Raw genomic sequence first — 16548 nt, 5'->3', positions numbered from 1 at the left:
TTCTCTCCTCAGGGGGCAGCCGCTACCGGCGCGCGGGGTCGAGGTTGGCGGACAGGACGTCGGCGGACGTCAGGGCGTGGTCGATGAGCAGGTCGCCGCGACCGCTCTGGGCGGCCCGCAGCGCCTCGGCACCACCGACGATCTCCATGATCTCGGTGGTGATGGCGTCCTGCCGGGCCCGGTTCATCGCCCGGGTGTACTTGGTGATCAGATCTTCGGCGTTGTCGGTGGCCGACTTCATGGCCCGCTGCTGGGCGGCCAGGAACGACGCCGCACCGTCGAGGAGCGCCGCGTACAGGCGGGCCTCGGCGTAGCGGGGCAGCAGGCTGTCGAGGATCTCCTGCGGGCTCGGCTCGAACTCGTAGTCGGCGGCCGGCCCGTCGGAGGCCTGCTCCAGCATCGAGGGGTCGAGCGGCACGAACCGCCGGGTGACCACCCGCTGCGACGCCGCGGAGAGGAACTGGGTGTAGACGAGCTGGACCTGGTCGTACTCGCCGGCCTCGAACCGCTCGACGACGAACTCGGCGATGCGGCGGGCGTCCTCGTAGGCGGGCTGGTCGGCGAAGCCCTGGAAGCCCTCGTCGATGTGCCAGCCCCGGAACCGGAAGTAGCCGGCGGCCTTCTTGCCGACCGTGATCAGCCGGGTCTCGACGCCCTCGGCCCGGCGGGCCAGCATCTCGCGCTCGGCCTCCCGGATCACCGACGAGTTGTAGGCGCCGCACAGACCCCGGTCGGCCGACACGACCACGTAGGCGATGGTCGACACGGTCTCCCGCTCGACCAGCAGCGGCGAACCGCCACCGGCGCCGGCAGCCGCGAGGTTGCGGATCACCGCGGTGATGCGCTCGCTGTAGGGCCGCGCCGCGGCCACCCGCTGCTGGGCCTTCACGATCCGGCTCGCGGCGATCAGCTCCATCGCCTTGGTGATCTTCTTGGTCGACTGCACCGACTTGATCCGCCGGCGCAGCGTCCTCTCCTGACCTCCAGCCACGGGACGATCCCTCCCTAGCCCTGTGCCTCGGCGTCAGCGGTCTCTTCCCAGGAGAACGACTCGCCGAACTCCTTGATCGCGGCCTCGAAGGCGGGGATGTCGGCGATGTCGCCGGACGACTTGATGCCGTCGAGCAGACCGCGGTGACGGCCGCGGAACCAGTCGATGAGCTCGGCCTCGAAGCGCTTCACCTCGTCGACCGGCACCGGGTCGAGGTAGCCGTTGGTGGCCGCGTACAGCGACACCACCTGCTCCTCGACCGGCATCGGGCTGTTGAGCGGCTGCTTGAGCAGCTCGACCAGGCGATAGCCGCGGTCGAGCTGGGCCTGCGACACCTTGTCGAGCTCGGAGCCGAACGCCGCGAACGACTCCAGCTCACGGAACTGGGACAGGTCGCCCTTGAGCGTGCCGACGGCCTTCTTCATGGCCTTGATCTGGGCGGCGCCACCCACGCGGGACACCGACTGGCCGGTGTCGAAGGCCGGGCGCACACCCGACTTGAACAGGTCGTCCTGCAGGAAGACCTGGCCGTCGGTGATCGAGATCACGTTGGTCGGGATGTAGGCCGAGATGTCGCCGGCCTTGGTCTCGATGATCGGCAGCGCGGTGAGCGAGCCGGCGCCCAGCTCGTCGCTCAGCTTGGCGGCCCGCTCCAGCAGCCGGCTGTGCAGGTAGAACACGTCGCCCGGGTAGGCCTCGCGGCCCGGCGGGCGGCGCAGCAGCAGCGAGATCTGGCGGTAGGCCTCGGCCTGCTTGGACAGGTCGTCGTACACGACCAGGGCGTGCTCGGCGTTCTCCATCCAGTGCTGACCCATGGCGCAGCCGGCGTAGGGCGCCAGGTACTTGAACGGCGACGGGTCGGACGCACCGGCCACGACGACCACCGTGTACTCCAGGGCGCCGTGCTCCTCGAGGGTGGCGACCGTGTTGGCGACGGTCGACTCCTTGAGGCCCACCGCCACGTAGATGCACTTCACGCCCAGGCCACGCTGGTTGAGGATCGTGTCGATGGCGATCGTGGTCTTGCCGGTCTTGCGGTCGCCGATGATCAGCTCGCGCTGGCCCCGGCCGATGGGGGTCATCGAGTCGATGGCCTTGATGCCGGTCTGCAACGGCTCGTGCACCGGCTTGCGACCCATGATGCCGGGCGCCTGGATCTCCATGCGGCGCGGCTGGGTGTTGGCGAGCGGACCCTTCCCGTCGACCGGTTGGCCGAGGCCGTCGACGACCCGTCCGAGCAGGCCGTCGCCCACCGGCACCTCGAGGATGCGGTGGGTGGCCTTGACGGCCTCGCCCTCGCGGACCTCGGACGCCTCGCCCAGCACCACGGCGCCGATCGACTCCTCGTCCAGGTTGAGGGCCAGGCCGAGCACGCCCGACTCGAACTCGAGCAGCTCGTTGACGGCCGCCTCGGGCAGCCCGACGACGGTGGCGATGCCGTCGCCGACCTCCTTGACCCGGCCGACCTGGGCGGTCTCGATGCCGGGCTTGAAGTCGTCGAGGTTCTTGCGGAGCGCCGCCGTGATGTCGGCGGTGTTGATGGTCAGCTCTGCCATGTCGGTTCCTCAGTCGTCCTTAGAGAGCCTGCTTGAGCTGTTCGAGCTGCGAGCGCACCGAACCGTCGATCACCGTGTCGCCGACCTGGGCGACGATGCCGCCCAGGACCGAGGGGTCGACCACGACCTTCAGCTCGACCTGCTTGCCGGTGGCCTGGTTGAGGGCCGCGGTGAGCTTCTTGCGCTGCGCCGCGGTGAGGTTGACCGCGGTGCGCACCTCGGCCACCTCCTTGTTGGCCTCGGCTGCGCTGCGCTCGACCAGCTGGCGGATGATCGCCGGCAGGTCACGCGCCCGGCCCGTGCCGACCACGAGCGACACCAGCGCGGTGGTGACCCGCGACGCCTTGCCGTCGAGCAGGTCCTCCACGATCTGCTGGCGGCGCGCCGCGGGGATGTGCTCGTCGGTGAGCGCACCCCGCAGCTCGTCGGAGCCCTGCAGCGTCTGGGAGAAGCGGAACAGCTCGTCCTCGACCTCGCCCAGCGAGCCCTCGGCCCGCGCCACGCCGAAGAGAGCCTCGGCGTAGGCCTCGATGCGATCGTCTGCCATGGCGATCTCCCCTTACGACCGTCGGGTCGCGATCTGGTCGATGTACTGGTCGACGAGCTGCTGCTGCGTCGACGCATCGAGGTTGCGCTGCACGATCGCCTCGGCGGCGCCGATGGCCAGCTGGGCGACTTCGCCCCGCAGGTCGGACATCGCCTGGTTCTTGGCGGCGTCGATGTCGGCGACCGCCCGGGTCCGCAGGTCGGCCAGCTCCTCCTGGAGGCGGACCTCCTGGTCGCGCTTGATCTGGTCGGCCGCCTGGCGGCTCTCCTCGATGATGCGCCCGGCCTCGGACTTGGCGTCGTTCAGCTGCGCCCGGTACTCGGCGAGGATGTGCTCGGCCTCGCCGCGCTGCTCCTCGGCCGACGCCAGGTCACTGCGGATGCGCTCGGTGCGAGCGTCCATCGTCGACTTGATGGCGGGCATGCCGAACTTGGCGAGGAAGAAGAACACCACACCGAAGCCGATGGCGCCCCAGATGATCTCGTTGGTCTCGGGGAGCAGCGGGTTCGGCGCCTCTTGGCAGTCGTCGATCGCGCCGCCCTCCTCCAGCAGGTGCGCGCACTCCTCGGTGGCGTGGTCGGCGAAGTCCCCACCCTCCTCGCCCTCCTGAGCGCTGGCCGGACGGGCGAGCCCGAACAGCAGCGCCCCGGCGAGGGCGGCGAACAGCACCAGGCGAAGTCGTCTACGTCGCATGGGATGCGTCTCCCTCTCAGCCCTGGCCAAGGAAGAACACCACGAAGCCGATGAGCGCAAGCGCCTCGACGAACGCGATGCCCAGGAACATGGTTGTGCGGACCATGCCGGCGGCCTCAGGTTGGCGGGCCATGGCCTGGACCGACTGGCCCACGAGGTAACCGATGCCGATGCCGGGGCCGATGGCGCCCAGGCCGTAGGTCAGAGCGGCGAGGCCAGTGTTGTCGATGCCTCCAGAGGCCTGAGCCAGGAGGGACAAGGTGGCGAGCATTGTGGTTTCTTCTCCTGTTACGGATGACGTGGATTGGAGAGCTTGGGATCAGTGCTCGTGGCTGATGGCGGAGCCGATGTACACGCCGGCCAGCAGGGCGAACACGTAGGCCTGGAGGAACGAGACGAGGATCTCGAAGGCGGTGAAGAAGACCACCGCGATCACCGGGAGCGGCAGGAAGATCGCATACCAGTCGAGCGTCCACAGCGAGGCGCTGAGGATGCCGAAGGTGACCAGCAGGATGTGGCCCGCCAGCAGGTTGGCGAAGAGTCGTACGGCGTGCGAGAAGGGCTGCACCAGGAACTTCGAGATGAACTCGATCGGCACCACGAGGATGTGCATCGGCAGCGGCAGGTCGGGCACCACCAGGGCGTGCTTGATGTAGCCGAGCCCGTGCTCCTTGAACCCGGAGCCGTGGTAGATGACGTAGGCAAGGATCGCCAGGAACGCCGGCAGGGCGATGCGGGCCGTGGCCGGCATCTGGATGAACGGCACGATCTCGAAGATGTTGCAGAAGAGGATGAAGAAGAAGAACGACGTCAACAGAGGCGCGTAGCGCAGGCCCTTGGGGCCGATGGTCGGGAGCACGATCTGCTCCTCGACGAACTCCACCGACATCTCGGCGAGGTTCTGAGCACCGCTCGGTACGAGCTGCTTCTTGTTGCCGACGATGAAGATCGCCATCGTCAGGGCGGCGGCGGCCGCGTAGACGAGGATGACCTTGTTGATCCCGTACGTGTCGTCGCCGAAGAGCTCCGGCCAGTTGACGATGTGGCTGAGCGGCGGGAAGTCGAGTCCGAGGATCACCGGGATGCGTTCTCCTTGGCGGCGGGCTTCAGGCCCGGGAAGGCGAGCGATGCAGAGACGTAGCGGGTCTCCCAGACCAGGAGCCCGAGGTGGGTGACGACCAGCGTGACGCCGAGCGCCGTCGGTTCGACCCAGGACGCATCCTTCACCGCGAAGACCGCGGCGAAGATCAGGGCGAGCCGCAAGAGATAACCGAAGAGGGCCACGCCCATCAAAAGGGCGTAGTTGATGCGGGCGGCGACGCCGAGCGACCAGGCCGCCGCCGCGAAGTTCACCAGCACGAGCACCACGGCGAACAGCGCCGAGGCGGCACCGGCCGTGCCCCACACGAGGGCGCACACGGCGACGGGGAGCGGCGCGAACGGCAGGGCCCGCTTCGTCATGTCGAGCGCCACCTGACGCTCGGGCGCCTCGGCGTCGCCCGGAGGGCCGCCGGTGAAGTAGGCCGCGCTCATGTCGTGCCTTCCTTCAGGCTGCCTTCCTTCGGCGGGCGGGCGCCGGGCAGCGCGGCCTCGTGCTTGCGCATCTCACGGTCGTAGCCGAGCCACAGCTTGACGACGATGCCGGCGGCACCGAAGGAGCCGAAGGCGATCATCAGGAAGGGCTCCGTACCCAGCCAGCCGTCGACCACCCGGCCGAGAAAGCCGAGGAGCAGGGGCGTGACCACGATCTCCAGGGCCCGCGCCAGTCCGTCGGAGTAACCCCGATTCAGCTTCTGCCTCGCAGTGAGATCGAACACCGTTGTCCCCGTCTGGCGAGCTTGTGAACTGTTTCCCAATCTAGGGAACAGGAATGTGCGTGGGCAAATTCCCCGTCGTCACCGGTCGGCGCCGGAGGTTAGCAACCTCGCGAGCAAGAGTTCTCCCCAGCGAAAGATCGCCACCCGACCGTCACTCCCCGTTCGTCCGCCGGGCCCGGATCCCGGGGGCGAACAGGGTGAACAGGAGGAGCGCGAGGGCGGCGATCCCGATGGGGACCGCCGCGTTGCCCCGGCCCGTGTAGGCGGGGTACAGCACCAGGGCCGACAGGAGGGCGGTCCACGTCCACAGGATGAGCACGCTGCGCCATTGGCCGTGACCCAGGGCCATCAGCCGGTGGTGCAGGTGGCCCTTGTCGGCGACCGACACGCCCGAGCGCTTCGACGCCCGGCGCAGGATCGCCCACAGCGTGTCGAGGATGGGCACGCCCAGGATCACCAGCGGCAGGAACAGCGGGGCGAAGAAGAAGAAGGCCTGACCGGAGAACTCCACGTCCGGAGGCGTGTTGCCGCCCACCGCGATCGTCGCCGCCGCCATCAGCAGGCCCAGCTGCAGCGCCCCGGCGTCGCCCATGAAGATCCGGGCGGGGTGGACGTTCCAGGGCAGGTAGCCCAGGCACGTCCCCAGCACGCAGGCGGCGATCAGCGGGCCGATGTTGCCGCTGTCGATGATCCCCTGGTCGTTGAGCCGCTCGCCGTAGAGCAGGAACGCGCCGGCGGCGATCGCCACGATCCCGCCCGCCAGGCCGTCGAGCCCGTCGATCAGGTTGATGGCGTTGGCCATCCCCACCACCCACACCACGGTGACGAAGGCCGACAGGTCGGGCGACAGCGAGAACAGGCCGAAGAACGGCACCCGGAAGAACAGGATGGTGACGCCGGCCAGCGACAGGATGCTGCCCGAGAGCACCATCCCGGCCATCTTGGCGGGGGCCGACACGTCGCGCAGGTCGTCGAGCTGGCCCACCAGGTACATGGCGATCGCCGCCAGCGCCACGCCCAGGGGCGGCGTGATCGTCTGGAAGGTGGCGTCGAAGTCGCCGCCCGCCCACGCCACGACCATCCCTGCCAGGAAGCCGCCCAGGATGCCGACACCGCCCAGCAGCGCCGTCGGGTGCTTGTGGACCCGGCGGGGGTCGGGGTTCACGACCACGCCCCAGCGGAACGACAGCGCCCGCAACAGCGGCATGCTCAGGAACGAGACGGCGAACGCGATCCCGACGACAGGCAGGTACCCGCTCTCCGTCAGCCCTTCCACTTACGACTCGGACTCGAACTCAGGCTCAGGAGGGGTACGGCGTGAACTTGGAGCAGAGCGCCAGCACCTCGTCGCGCACCGCGGCCAGCTCGGCATCGTCGTCCCGGTGGGTCAGCACCCGGTGGATGAGCGCTGCGACGTCCGCCATCTCGGCCTCGCGCAGGCCCTGGGTGGTGACCGCCGGCGTGCCGATGCGCAGGCCACTGGTGATGTAGGGCGGCCGCGGATCGTCGGGCACGGTGTTCTCGTTGAGGCTGATGCCGGCCCGGTCGAGCACCAGGCGGGCCTTCTTGCCCGACAGCTCCGGGTCGAAGCTGCGCAGGTCGACCAGCATCAGGTGGTTGTCGGTGCCGCCCGACACCAGCCGCAGCCCCTGGCCCGCCAGCGCCTCGGCCAGCGCCGCCGCGTTGGCCACGATCTGCTGCGCGTAGACCTTGAACTCCGGCTGGACGGCCTCGTGGAAGGCCACGGCCTTGGCGGCGATCACGTGGTCGAGCGGACCACCCTGGAAGCCGGGGAACACGGCCTTGTCGATCTGGGTACCCAGCGCCGCCGTCGACAGGATGCACCCGGAACGGGGTCCCCGCAGCGTCTTGTGGGTGGTGAACGTGACGACGTCGGCGAACGGCACCGGGTTGGGGTGGACGCCGCCGGCGATCAGCCCGGCGATGTGGGCCGCGTCGAACATGAACAGCGCGCCCACCTCGTCGGCGATCTGCCGGAAGGGCTCGGGGTCGATGATCCGGGGGTACGCCGTGGCCCCCGTGACGATCAGCTTGGGCCGGTGCTCGAGCGCCAGGTCGCGGATCTGGTCGACGTCGATGCGCTCGTCGCTGGGGGTCACCCCGTACGACACGAAGTGGTACAGCCGGCCGCTGGCGTTCACCGGGGAGCCGTGCGTGAGGTGGCCGCCCTGGTCGAGGCGCAGGCCCAGCACGGTGTCGCCCGGCTCCAGCAGCGCCATGTACACCGCCATGTTGGCGTTGGCGCCGGAGTGGGGCTGCACGTTGGCGTGCTCGGCGCCGAAGAGCTCGCGGGCCCGGGTGCGGGCCAGCTCCTCCACCTGGTCGATCACCTCGTTGCCGCCGTAGTAGCGCTTCGACGGGTAGCCCTCGCTGTACTTGTTGGTGAGGACCGAGCCGGTGGCCCGCAGCACGGCCGGCGAGGTGAAGTTCTCGCTGGCGATCAGCTGGAGCGTGGTGTTCTGGCGCTCGACCTCGCGGTCGATCAAGCCGAACAGCTCGTCGTCGTTGACGGTGGGCCAGGGCATGGCGGCTTCCTCGGTGGTACGTGTCGCGCGCGGTGCGTGGCCCGGAGGGCTCAGGACTCGCGCTCGATGTCGGCGATCTGGCCGATCCTACGCTCGTGGCGTCCGCCGTCGAACGGCGTGTCCAGCCAGAGCTGCACGATCTCGTCGGCCAGGGCCGGGGCGACGATGCGCCCGCCCAGCGAGAGGACGTTGGCGTCGTTGTGCTGGCGCGACATCCGGGCGAGGTACAGGTCGTTGCACAGGGCCGCCCGCACGCCGTGCACCTTGTTGGCCGCGATCTGCTCGCCCTGACCGGAGCCGCCGAGCACGATGCCCCGCTCGACCTCGCCCTTGGCGACCATGCGGCCCACCGCGGCGCAGATCGGCGGGTAGTCGACCGACGCCTCGCTGTCGGTGCCGATGTCGACCACCTCGTGCCCCAGCTGCGTCAGTGTCTCGACGAGATGCTGCTTGAGCAGGAACCCGGCGTGGTCAGAACCGATGCTGACCCGCACCGCTGCGCCTCTCCGCGCCCACCACCCGATCCACGAAGCGTCGCAGCAACTCGTCCAGCTCCTCGGCCGTCTGCTCGTAGAAGGCCCGCGACTTGCCGATCGGGTCGGCGATGTCGTCGAACTCGGAATCGCCCACCAGGTCGTTGGGGCGGCGGCCGCTGCCGGCGCGGCCGAGCCACGTGTAGAGGGTCTCGTCCACCCGGCGGGGGCCGACGTCCTCGCCCCGGCGCACCAGCTCCTTGAGCGTGAACGCCCGCTGCAGGAGGGCGCCGTAACCGACGCAGGCCTCCCGCACGTGCTGCCGCGCCATGCCCAGCACCAGGTTGGCCGACCGGGCGATCTCGGGGGTGAGCTGGCAGCTCACGTGGCGGGTGATGTCGATGCCACGCTCCGCCATCACCGCCACCGCTTCGGGCTGGGCGGGGGATCCGCCGGGCAGCAGACCGGCCGAGCCCACCTGCGCGCCGATGCCCGCCGCGGCGAGCTGCGCGCGGAGGAGGCCTTCGGCCATGGGGGAGCGGCACTGGTTGGCCGTGCAGACCAGGAGGATCTTGATGCTCGGGATTGTAGGGGTGAAGTGCCCCACCTACAGTTGACCGCCGGGTCAAGTTCACCAGATCGCAAGCATTCGGGAGGCCGCGTGGCACTGGATCCCCGTCTCCCCGTCATCGTCGGCGGGGGTCAGTGGAGCAACCGGGTCGACCGCGGAGAGTCACCTGTGGAACCCGTCGACCTCCTCACGGAGGCGTTGCGACGGGCCGCGACGGACTCGGGGGCGGCGGGCGACCGGCTCCTGACCGAGGCCGACGCGGTGTGGGTCGTCCAGCTGCTGTCGTGGCGCTACGCCGACCCCGCGGCCCTGGTGGCGGCCCGGTTGGGGGCGTCGCCGCGGGACACCGCGCTCAGCCCGATGGGCGGTAACGAGCCGCAGGCGCTGGTGGCCCAGGCGTGCCGCGACATCGCCTCGGGGGCGCACGACCTCGTGCTGATCGGGGGTGCCGAGGCGTGGCGGTCGCGGTCCGCGTTCGGGGGCGGCAAGGAGCTGGGGTGGACGCCGTGGTCCGCCGACGACGCTCCGGCCCGGCGGACGGCCGACGAGATGCAGCTCAACCACCCGGGCGAGGTGGCCCGGGGCGTCGTCATGCCGACGCAGGTCTACCCGCTGTTCGAGCAGGCCTTCCGGCACCGGCTGGGACGGTCGGTGGACGAGCACCTGGACCACGTCGGCCGGCTGTGGTCCCGGTTCTCGGAGGTGGCCGCCGCCAACCCGCACGCCTGGGTGCAGCAGGCGCTGACGCCCTCCGAGGTGCGCACGCCGTCGGAGTCGAACCGCTGGATCTCGTGGCCGTACACGAAGGTGATGAACGCCAACAACGCCGTCGACCAGGGCGCCGGGCTGATCCTCACGTCGGTCGAGCGGGCCCGGGCGCTGGGGGTGCCGTCGGATCGCTGGGTGTTCCCGTGGGCCGTCACCGACGCCCACGACCACTACGCCGTCTCGCACCGGGCCGACCTGGCGTCGTCGCCGGCGATACGGCTGGCGGGTCGGGCGCTGTTCGGCCTGGCGGGACGGAGCGCCGACGACGTGGCCCACGCCGACCTGTACTCGTGCTTCCCCTCGGCGGTGGAGGTGGCGGCCGCCGAGCTGGGGCTGTCGACCGGTCGTGACCTGACCGTCACCGGCGGGCTGTCGTTCGCCGGGGGCCCGTGGAACAACTACGTGAGCCACTCGCTGGCGGCGATGGTGGGGGTGCTGCGGTCGGATCCGGGGTCGTTGGGGCTGGTGTCGGCCAACGGCGGCTACCTCACGAAGCACGCCGTGGGGCTCTATTCCACCGAGCCGCCGCCGGCGGGCGAGTTCCGCTTGTCGTCGGTGCAGGCCGAGGTCGACGCCCTCCCGGCCCGGGAGCTGTGCGAGGACCCGGGGCCGTCGGGCGTGTCGGGCCTGGTGGAGTCGTGGTCGGTGGCGCACGACCGAGCCGGGGCGCCCGAACGGGCCATCGCCACGGTGCTGCTGGACGACGGCCGCCGCGCCTGGGCCGACTCGACGGTGCCCGAGGCCTTGGCCGAGCTGGTCTCCGGGGCCGAGCAGATCGGCCGCTCGGTGAAGATCACCCCTACGGGCGGTCTCGACCTGTAGCCAGGACGTCGTCGATCGTCAGGGCCCCCTGGCGCAGGACCCGCCAGCGGGCCGGGTCGGGGTCGGTGGCGTCGACCACCGTCGACGGCTCGCCCTTGCAGGGGCCCCCTTCGACCACCGCGGCCACGCCGTCGCCGAACACCCGGGCGGCCTCGGCGGCGGTGTCGGGCGTCGGTTGGCCGTGGAGGTTGGCGCTGCTGGCGGCGATGGGTCCGACCTGGGCGGTGATCGCCTGCACCAACGCGTGGTCGGGGCAGCGGACACCGATCGTCGTCGCCGGCTCGCCCAGCTCGTAGCCGAGGCCGGGTCGACGGGGCAGGACCAGCGTCAACGGCCCGGGCCACAGCTCCTTGGCCACCCGGGCCACGGCGTCGCTCGGGTCGTCCACGAGCGCCAGCGCCTGGTCGCCGTCGGCGCAGAGGACGGCGAGCGGGACGTCGGGGCCTCGCCCCTTCAGTGCGAAGATCCGCTCGGTGGCAGTGGGGAGCGCCGCGAGGCCGTAGACGGTCTCCGTGGGCAGCACCACCACCTCGCCGGCCAGCAACGCCGCCACGGCGTCGTCGACAGAGGCGAGGGTCACAGGCGGGCCTGGAGGATGCGGTCGCGGCCGGTCAGGTCGGGCCAGACGGACACCGACGTGAAGCCGGCGGCCCGGGCCAGGTCGCGGGCGGCGTCGGTCTGGTGCGGGGCCATCTCCACCAGCAGCGAGCCCGGCCGGGTCAGCCACGACGGCGCCTCGGCGACGATGGCCGCCACGTCGTCGAGCCCCGCGGGCCCGCCCGACACCAGCGCCAGCTCCGGCTCCCACTCCCGCACGTCGGGCGGCAGGTCGGGCACCTCGTGCTGGGCGACGTAGGGCGGGTTCGACACGATCACGTCGACCCGGCCGCGGAGGTCGGTCGGCAGCGCCCGGAACCAGTCGCCCTCGGCCAGCCGCACCCGGACGGCGGCCCGACCCAGCCCCGCCAGGTTGGCCCGGGCGACAGCCAGGGCCTCGGGCGACAGCTCGGTGCCCCACACGTCGAGCTTGGGCCGCTCGACGGCCAGGGCCAGGGCGATCGCGCCGGAGCCGGTGCCCAGGTCGATCGCCATCTGGGCGCCCAACCGGTCGACCTCGGCCAGGGCCAGCTCGGCCAGCACCTCGGTCTCGGGGCGGGGGATCAGCACCCGGCGGTCGACGTAGAGGTCGAGGCTGCGGAACCCCCAGCGGCCGAGCACGTACTGCAGCGGCTCGCCCGACACCCGGCGCTCCAGCATGTGGTTGACGTGGGTGGCGCCCCGCACGGTCGCCGGCCGGTCGAGGGCGACCTGCAGCTCGCCGGCGTCGAACCCGGTGGCCCGCTCGAGCATCCAGCGGGCCTCCTGGTCGGCGTTGTCGCCGCCGGCCAGCTGGGCGGTCACCTCCCGCAGCAGCTGCCGCCACGTGGTCACTGCGTTCATGCGTCCGCCAGACGATGGGCCTGGTCGTCGGCGACGAGGGCGTCGCTGACGTCGTCGAGCTCCCCGGCGAGCACCTTGTCGAGCTTGTGGAGGGTGAGGCCGATGCGATGGTCCGTGACCCGGTTCTCCTTGAAGTTGTAGGTGCGCACCTTCTCGGAGCGCCCGCCGCCGCCCACCTGGCCCCGGCGGGCCGCCGACGCCTCGGCCGCCTGCTCGTCCTGCGCCAGCTTGAGCAGCCGGGAGCGCAGCACCTGCAGTGCCTTGGCCCGGTTCTGGATCTGGCTCTTCTCGTCCTGCATCGCTACGACCAAACCGGTAGGCACATGGGTCACCCGGACCGCCGAATCCGTGGTGTTCACGCTCTGACCACCGGGACCCGACGAGCGATACACGTCGATGCGCAGGTCGTTCGGGTCGAGGTCGACGTCGACCTCCTCGGCCTCGGGCAGCACGGTCACCGTGGCCGACGACGTGTGGATGCGGCCCTGGCTCTCGGTGACCGGCACCCGCTGCACCCGGTGGGGCCCGGCCTCGTGCTGCATGCGCGACCACACGCCGTCGCCCCGCAGCAGGAAGACGACCTCGTTGAAGCCGCCCCGCTCCGAGGCGTCGGTGCCCAGCACCTCCACCTTCCAGCCCTGGCGGCCGGCGAACGCCCGGTACATCTCGAACAGGTCGCGGGCGAAGAGGTTGGCCTCCTCGCCGCCCTCGGCGCCGCGGATCTCCACGATCACGTTGCGCTCGTCGTTGGGGTCCTTGGGGAGGAGCAGCAGGCGGATCTCGTCGGTGAGCCGGGCGATGGCGGCCTCGGCCTCCTCCACCTCGGCCCGCATCGTCTCCCGGTCGTCGCCCGAGGCGCTCGACAGCATCTCCCGGGCGGTCGCCAGGTCGTCCTCGCTCTGGCGCAGGTCCCGGATGCGGGTGACCATCGCCTCCAGCTCCCGGAAGCGCTTCGCCAGCGGCCGGTACCGCGCCTGGTCGGCGATCAGGTCCGGGTCGGCCAGGCGCGCCTCGACGTCGCCGTACTCCCGTTCCAGCTCGTCGAGTCGTTCAAGCACAACGCGCCACGGTACCGGGTCAACCCAGTCCGGAACGCCAGGTGTCGGGGATGCTCAGGATGCGGGCGGGGTCGTGGAGGCGGGCCGCCATGCGCAGGGACGACGGGTGGTCGTCGCGTTCGGGGAGGACCAGCCACAGGTCGGCGTCGGGGTCGAGGGCGGCGCGGGCGTCGGCGGCGGCGGGGACCAGGTCGAGGTCGATGCCGACCGAGCAGGCGATCACGACCGGGCGGCCGTCGTCGTCGGACTCACCCACGGCGACGGCGATGTCGAGCTCCCGCAGCCCCCGGCGGGGACGGGCGCTCTCGGTAGGGCGCAGGTTGGTGAGCCCGATCGCCTTCGGGGTGCGGCACAGCTCGGCCCGCAGCCAGCGCTCGGGCACCAGCTGGTTGAGCGGGTGCCGGTCGGCGTCGGGGCGCCGCAGGTCGCGCACGAGCTTCGCCACCCGCTCCAGCTGGTCGGACAGCGGCGAGTCGCCGTGGACCATCGACGTCAGCTCCCGGTCGGCGGCGCCCACGCCCACCTCCAGCCGGTCGCCGGTGATGCGGGCGAGCTCGAGGCCGTTCACCTCGCCCCGCACGATGCCCTGCTCGACCACCAGCTCCAGTCCCTGGTCGATCAGCAGGTCGACCAGTTCGGGCGCGGCCGACGACGGCTTGCGCGGCTCGGGTGGCGACGGCTCGGCCTCGACCAGGCCCGTCTTCGTGACCTGCCACACGACGGGCACGCTCTCGGCGAACAGCGCGGCGCGGCGGGCCAGGAGGCCGGCCTCGGCGTCGGCGACGACGTGCAGGTCGTCGATGTCGTGACGCTCCGCCCAGGCCAGCGCCATGCCGAGCCCCCGGTCGGGGGACTCGGCGAGGTAGACCCAGGCGGCCGTCTCGTACTCGTCGTCGGCGAGCTCCAGCAGGGCCGCACCCAGGGGGAACGACTCGCTACGCCGGTTGCCCGCACCCCAGCGCGCTGCAACCAGCGCCTGGAGCTTCAGCTCGGTGTTCAGCGAAGGAACTTCTACGAACTGACGACTATGCCGACTTGCGCTTGCCGTAGCGACGCTCGAAGCGGTCGATGCGACCGCCGGTGTCGACCAGCTTCTGCTTGCCGGTGTAGAAGGGATGGCACTCGCTGCACAGCTCGACGTGCAGGTCGGCCTGGGTGGAGCGGGTCTCGAACGTGTTGCCGCAGGAGCACTTCACGGTTGCGACCACGTAGTTGGGATGGATGCCAGCCTTCATGATGTCCGTCTTTCGATCTACAGGGGTCTCGCAGGTTATCCCGCTGCCAGGCGGTTCTTCGCAACCTCGGCGAGGAACTCGTCGTTCGTGCGGAACGTGTTCATCCGGTCCTTCAACAGCTCCAACGCCGCCGAATTCCCGCCGTCGCTCGAGGCGAGCCCCGACAGCACCCGGCGCAGCGCCCACACCAGCTGGAGCTGGTTGCGCTGGAAGAGCAGCTCCTCGTGGCGGGTGGAGCTGGCGTCGACGTCGATGGCCGGGAACACCCGTCGCTCGGCGAGCCGGCGGTCGAGCCGCAGCTCCATGTTGCCGGTGCCCTTGAACTCCTCGAAGATCACCTCGTCCATCTTCGAGCCGGTCTCCACCAGGGCCGTGGCCAGGATGGTGAGCGAGCCACCCTCCTCCACGTTGCGGGCCGCACCGAAGAACTTCTTCGGCGGGTAGAGGGCGCCCGAGTCGACGCCGCCGGACATGATCCGGCCCGTCGCCGGGGCCGCCAGGTTGTAGGCCCGGGCCAGGCGGGTGATGCCGTCGAGCACGATGACGACGTCCTTGCCGTCCTCGACCAGGCGCTTGGCCCGCTCGATGGTCAGCTCGGCGATCTGGGTGTGCTCGTCGGCCGGGCGGTCGAACGTGGACGCCACGGCCTCGCTGGTGGGGTTGCGCAGCCAGCGACGCATGTCGGTGACCTCTTCGGGCCGCTCGTCGACCAGCAGCACCATCAGCTTGACCTCGGGGTTGTTCACCTCGATCGAGCGGACGATCTGCTTGACGATGTGCGTCTTGCCGGCCTTGGGGGGCGACACGATGAGGCCGCGCTGGCCCTTCCCGATGGGCGAGATGAGGTCGATGATGCGGGCGGTCATGTTGCCCGGGTCGTCGGACAGCTCGAGGCTGAGCTTCTCGTCGGGGAACAGCGGCGTGAGGTCCTCGAACTTGGGCCGCTTCTTGGCCTGCTCGGGATCGACGCCGTTCACCTGGTCGATCCGCAGCAGCGCCGGGTTCTTCTCGTTGCGCAGCGCCGGGCGGCTGGCGCCCTTGAGCTGGTCGCCCTTGCGCAGGCCGAACTGGCGGGCCTGCTTGACCGACACGTAGATGTCGTCCTTGGAGGGCAGCGAGCCCTTCACCCGCAGGAAGCCGTAGCCGTCGTCGCGCAGGTCGAGCAGACCCTCGACCTCGACCGGCTCGCCCGAGTACTCCTCCACCTGCGGGCTGCCGCTGCCACCACCGCTACCCGTCTCACCCCGGCTGCGTCCCCGGCGACGGCGACGGCGGTTGCCCTGATCCCCGTCGCCCTGGTCGCCACCCTGGTCGCCGCCCTGGCTCTGACCCTGGCCTCGGCCTTGCGGCTGGCTCTGGGACTGCGGCTGGGGCTGGGCGCCCTGGGGCTTCTGGGACTCGGCCTTCTGGCCCTGGCCGTTGCGCTCCGCCCGGCCTCCGTTGCGCCCCTCGGGCTTCCGCTCGGTGGGCTTGGCCTCGCTGGCGGTGCCGGCGTCGACTTCATTGGCGGTGTCGCTGTCGCTGTCGCTCGCCCCGGCGTCGCTGAACAGGTTGGCGTCGGCGGGAGCGGGGTTGTCGGCCTCGACCTCGGTCTTGCCGTTGGCCTTCTCGTCGCCCGCGTCCGGCGTCTCCGCGTCGGCGGCATCGGGCTCGGCCGGTGCAGCCGCCTCGGGAGGTGCCGGGGACGAGGTCTCGGCGCTGTCGGCCGTGGTCGACGCCTCGGTGGGTGTCGCCTCGGCCGGGCTGTCGGGAGCGGTGTCCTGGGGCACAGGCGTACCTCCGTCGGGCGCGGCGGCGCGGGACTCGACGCCGGTCAGCTCGAGGATCAACTGGACGATCTCGGCTTTGCGCGCTCTCGGCCGGATCTGGCCACCGAGCGCTTGGGCGATGGTCGTGAGCTCATCACGGTCTTTGCCCTCAAGGGCCGACCGTTCGAGCGTCGTGGACTCCACGCTCATCAGGGGACGTACCTCACTTGGCTTTGTGGGGAACCGACTTCGGACGCCGGTGAGCTGCTGGGAACGGGAAACC

19 protein-coding genes are annotated in these 16548 nt (G+C 70.9%); 1 reads left to right on the top strand and 18 read right to left on the bottom strand.

Features of this window, described 5'->3' with window-relative positions; all coding sequences use genetic code 11:
• Window positions 1-22: 22 nt before the first annotated feature.
• The 12 genes from VK611_07015 to VK611_06960 form a co-directional block, all read right to left on the bottom strand.
• On the bottom strand, window positions 23-991 hold the full coding sequence (locus tag VK611_07015) for a F0F1 ATP synthase subunit gamma (protein HMG41063.1): 969 nt from the start codon (window positions 989-991) through the stop codon (window positions 23-25).
• Window positions 992-1005: 14 nt separating this feature from the next.
• The gene (gene atpA, locus VK611_07010) at window positions 1006-2547 is read right to left on the bottom strand and encodes a F0F1 ATP synthase subunit alpha (GenBank protein HMG41062.1); all 1542 of its coding nucleotides are present in this window, start codon (window positions 2545-2547) and stop codon (window positions 1006-1008) included.
• 19 nt (window positions 2548-2566) lie between these two features.
• On the bottom strand, window positions 2567-3094 hold the full coding sequence (gene atpH, locus VK611_07005) for an ATP synthase F1 subunit delta (protein ID HMG41061.1): 528 nt from the start codon (window positions 3092-3094) through the stop codon (window positions 2567-2569).
• Window positions 3095-3106: 12 nt separating this feature from the next.
• Window positions 3107-3787: a F0F1 ATP synthase subunit B gene (gene atpF / locus VK611_07000; protein ID HMG41060.1), complete on the bottom strand. Its 681-nt coding sequence runs from the start codon at window positions 3785-3787 to the stop codon at window positions 3107-3109.
• Window positions 3788-3803: 16 nt separating this feature from the next.
• Window positions 3804-4058, bottom strand: coding sequence for an ATP synthase F0 subunit C (gene atpE, locus VK611_06995; protein HMG41059.1), 255 nt, complete (start codon window positions 4056-4058; stop codon window positions 3804-3806).
• A 48-nt stretch (window positions 4059-4106) separates the two neighbouring features.
• Window positions 4107-4865: a F0F1 ATP synthase subunit A gene (gene atpB / locus VK611_06990; protein ID HMG41058.1), complete on the bottom strand. Its 759-nt coding sequence runs from the start codon at window positions 4863-4865 to the stop codon at window positions 4107-4109.
• Window positions 4862-5320 (bottom strand): ATP synthase subunit I, encoded by a 459-nt coding sequence (locus VK611_06985; protein ID HMG41057.1) that lies wholly within the window; start codon window positions 5318-5320, stop codon window positions 4862-4864. The genes atpB and VK611_06985 overlap by 4 nt, the downstream gene beginning before the upstream one ends.
• On the bottom strand, window positions 5317-5604 hold the full coding sequence (locus VK611_06980; protein ID HMG41056.1) for an AtpZ/AtpI family protein: 288 nt from the start codon (window positions 5602-5604) through the stop codon (window positions 5317-5319). Before VK611_06980 ends, VK611_06985 begins: the two co-directional genes overlap by 4 nt.
• A 151-nt stretch (window positions 5605-5755) precedes the next feature.
• Window positions 5756-6880, bottom strand: coding sequence for an MraY family glycosyltransferase (locus VK611_06975; protein ID HMG41055.1), 1125 nt, complete (start codon window positions 6878-6880; stop codon window positions 5756-5758).
• A gap of 25 nt (window positions 6881-6905) precedes the next feature.
• Window positions 6906-8150: a serine hydroxymethyltransferase gene (glyA, locus tag VK611_06970; GenBank protein ID HMG41054.1), complete on the bottom strand. Its 1245-nt coding sequence runs from the start codon at window positions 8148-8150 to the stop codon at window positions 6906-6908.
• Window positions 8151-8200: 50 nt separating this feature from the next.
• Complete coding sequence (gene rpiB / locus VK611_06965) at window positions 8201-8644, bottom strand: ribose 5-phosphate isomerase B (GenBank protein HMG41053.1); 444 nt, start codon at window positions 8642-8644, stop codon at window positions 8201-8203.
• A complete protein-coding gene (locus tag VK611_06960) occupies window positions 8622-9230 on the bottom strand; it encodes a hypothetical protein (protein HMG41052.1) in 609 nt (202 codons plus the stop codon). Before VK611_06960 ends, rpiB begins: the two co-directional genes overlap by 23 nt.
• A 132-nt stretch (window positions 9231-9362) precedes the next feature.
• Between VK611_06960 and VK611_06955 the strand changes: the two genes are divergently transcribed.
• Window positions 9363-10784, top strand: coding sequence for an acetyl-CoA acetyltransferase (locus tag VK611_06955; protein ID HMG41051.1), 1422 nt, complete (start codon window positions 9363-9365; stop codon window positions 10782-10784).
• Here the strand turns inward: VK611_06955 and VK611_06950 are convergent.
• The 6 genes from VK611_06950 to rho form a co-directional block, all read right to left on the bottom strand.
• Window positions 10762-11364, bottom strand: a complete 603-nt coding sequence (locus tag VK611_06950; GenBank protein ID HMG41050.1) for an L-threonylcarbamoyladenylate synthase — start codon at window positions 11362-11364, stop codon at window positions 10762-10764. The genes VK611_06955 and VK611_06950 overlap by 23 nt on opposite strands.
• Window positions 11361-12224 (bottom strand): peptide chain release factor N(5)-glutamine methyltransferase, encoded by an 864-nt coding sequence (gene prmC, locus VK611_06945; protein HMG41049.1) that lies wholly within the window; start codon window positions 12222-12224, stop codon window positions 11361-11363. Before prmC ends, VK611_06950 begins: the two co-directional genes overlap by 4 nt.
• A complete protein-coding gene (prfA, locus tag VK611_06940) occupies window positions 12221-13282 on the bottom strand; it encodes a peptide chain release factor 1 (protein HMG41048.1) in 1062 nt (353 codons plus the stop codon). The genes prmC and prfA overlap by 4 nt, the downstream gene beginning before the upstream one ends.
• Before the next feature lie 19 nt (window positions 13283-13301).
• The gene (locus VK611_06935; protein HMG41047.1) at window positions 13302-14114 is read right to left on the bottom strand and encodes a hypothetical protein; all 813 of its coding nucleotides are present in this window, start codon (window positions 14112-14114) and stop codon (window positions 13302-13304) included.
• Window positions 14115-14307: 193 nt separating this feature from the next.
• Window positions 14308-14517, bottom strand: a complete 210-nt coding sequence (gene rpmE, locus VK611_06930; protein ID HMG41046.1) for a 50S ribosomal protein L31 — start codon at window positions 14515-14517, stop codon at window positions 14308-14310.
• Window positions 14518-14552: 35 nt separating this feature from the next.
• Window positions 14553-16475 (bottom strand): transcription termination factor Rho, encoded by a 1923-nt coding sequence (gene rho / locus VK611_06925; GenBank protein ID HMG41045.1) that lies wholly within the window; start codon window positions 16473-16475, stop codon window positions 14553-14555.
• Between the last annotated feature and the right edge of the window lie 73 nt (window positions 16476-16548).

This window comes from Acidimicrobiales bacterium (assembly GCA_035316325.1).
Lineage (GTDB): Bacteria > Actinomycetota > Acidimicrobiia > Acidimicrobiales > VFJN01 > DASXTK01.
The sequence above is the reverse complement of the archived record's forward strand: the minus strand, read 5'-3'. Positions and strand labels throughout refer to the sequence as shown.

Coding starts and splice junctions, on each gene's coding strand:
- atpA (HMG41062.1), bottom strand. CDS start 2,547: ATGGCAGAGCTGACCATCAACACCGCCGACATCACGGCGGCGCTCCGC.
- atpH (HMG41061.1), bottom strand. CDS start 3,094: ATGGCAGACGATCGCATCGAGGCCTACGCCGAGGCTCTCTTCGGCGTG.
- atpF (HMG41060.1), bottom strand. CDS start 3,787: ATGCGACGTAGACGACTTCGCCTGGTGCTGTTCGCCGCCCTCGCCGGG.
- atpE (HMG41059.1), bottom strand. CDS start 4,058: ATGCTCGCCACCTTGTCCCTCCTGGCTCAGGCCTCTGGAGGCATCGAC.
- VK611_06985 (HMG41057.1), bottom strand. CDS start 5,320: ATGAGCGCGGCCTACTTCACCGGCGGCCCTCCGGGCGACGCCGAGGCG.
- glyA (HMG41054.1), bottom strand. CDS start 8,150: ATGCCCTGGCCCACCGTCAACGACGACGAGCTGTTCGGCTTGATCGAC.
- prmC (HMG41049.1), bottom strand. CDS start 12,224: ATGAACGCAGTGACCACGTGGCGGCAGCTGCTGCGGGAGGTGACCGCC.
- VK611_06935 (HMG41047.1), bottom strand. CDS start 14,114: ATGGCGCTGGCCTGGGCGGAGCGTCACGACATCGACGACCTGCACGTC.
- rpmE (HMG41046.1), bottom strand. CDS start 14,517: ATGAAGGCTGGCATCCATCCCAACTACGTGGTCGCAACCGTGAAGTGC.
- rho (HMG41045.1), bottom strand. CDS start 16,475: ATGAGCGTGGAGTCCACGACGCTCGAACGGTCGGCCCTTGAGGGCAAA.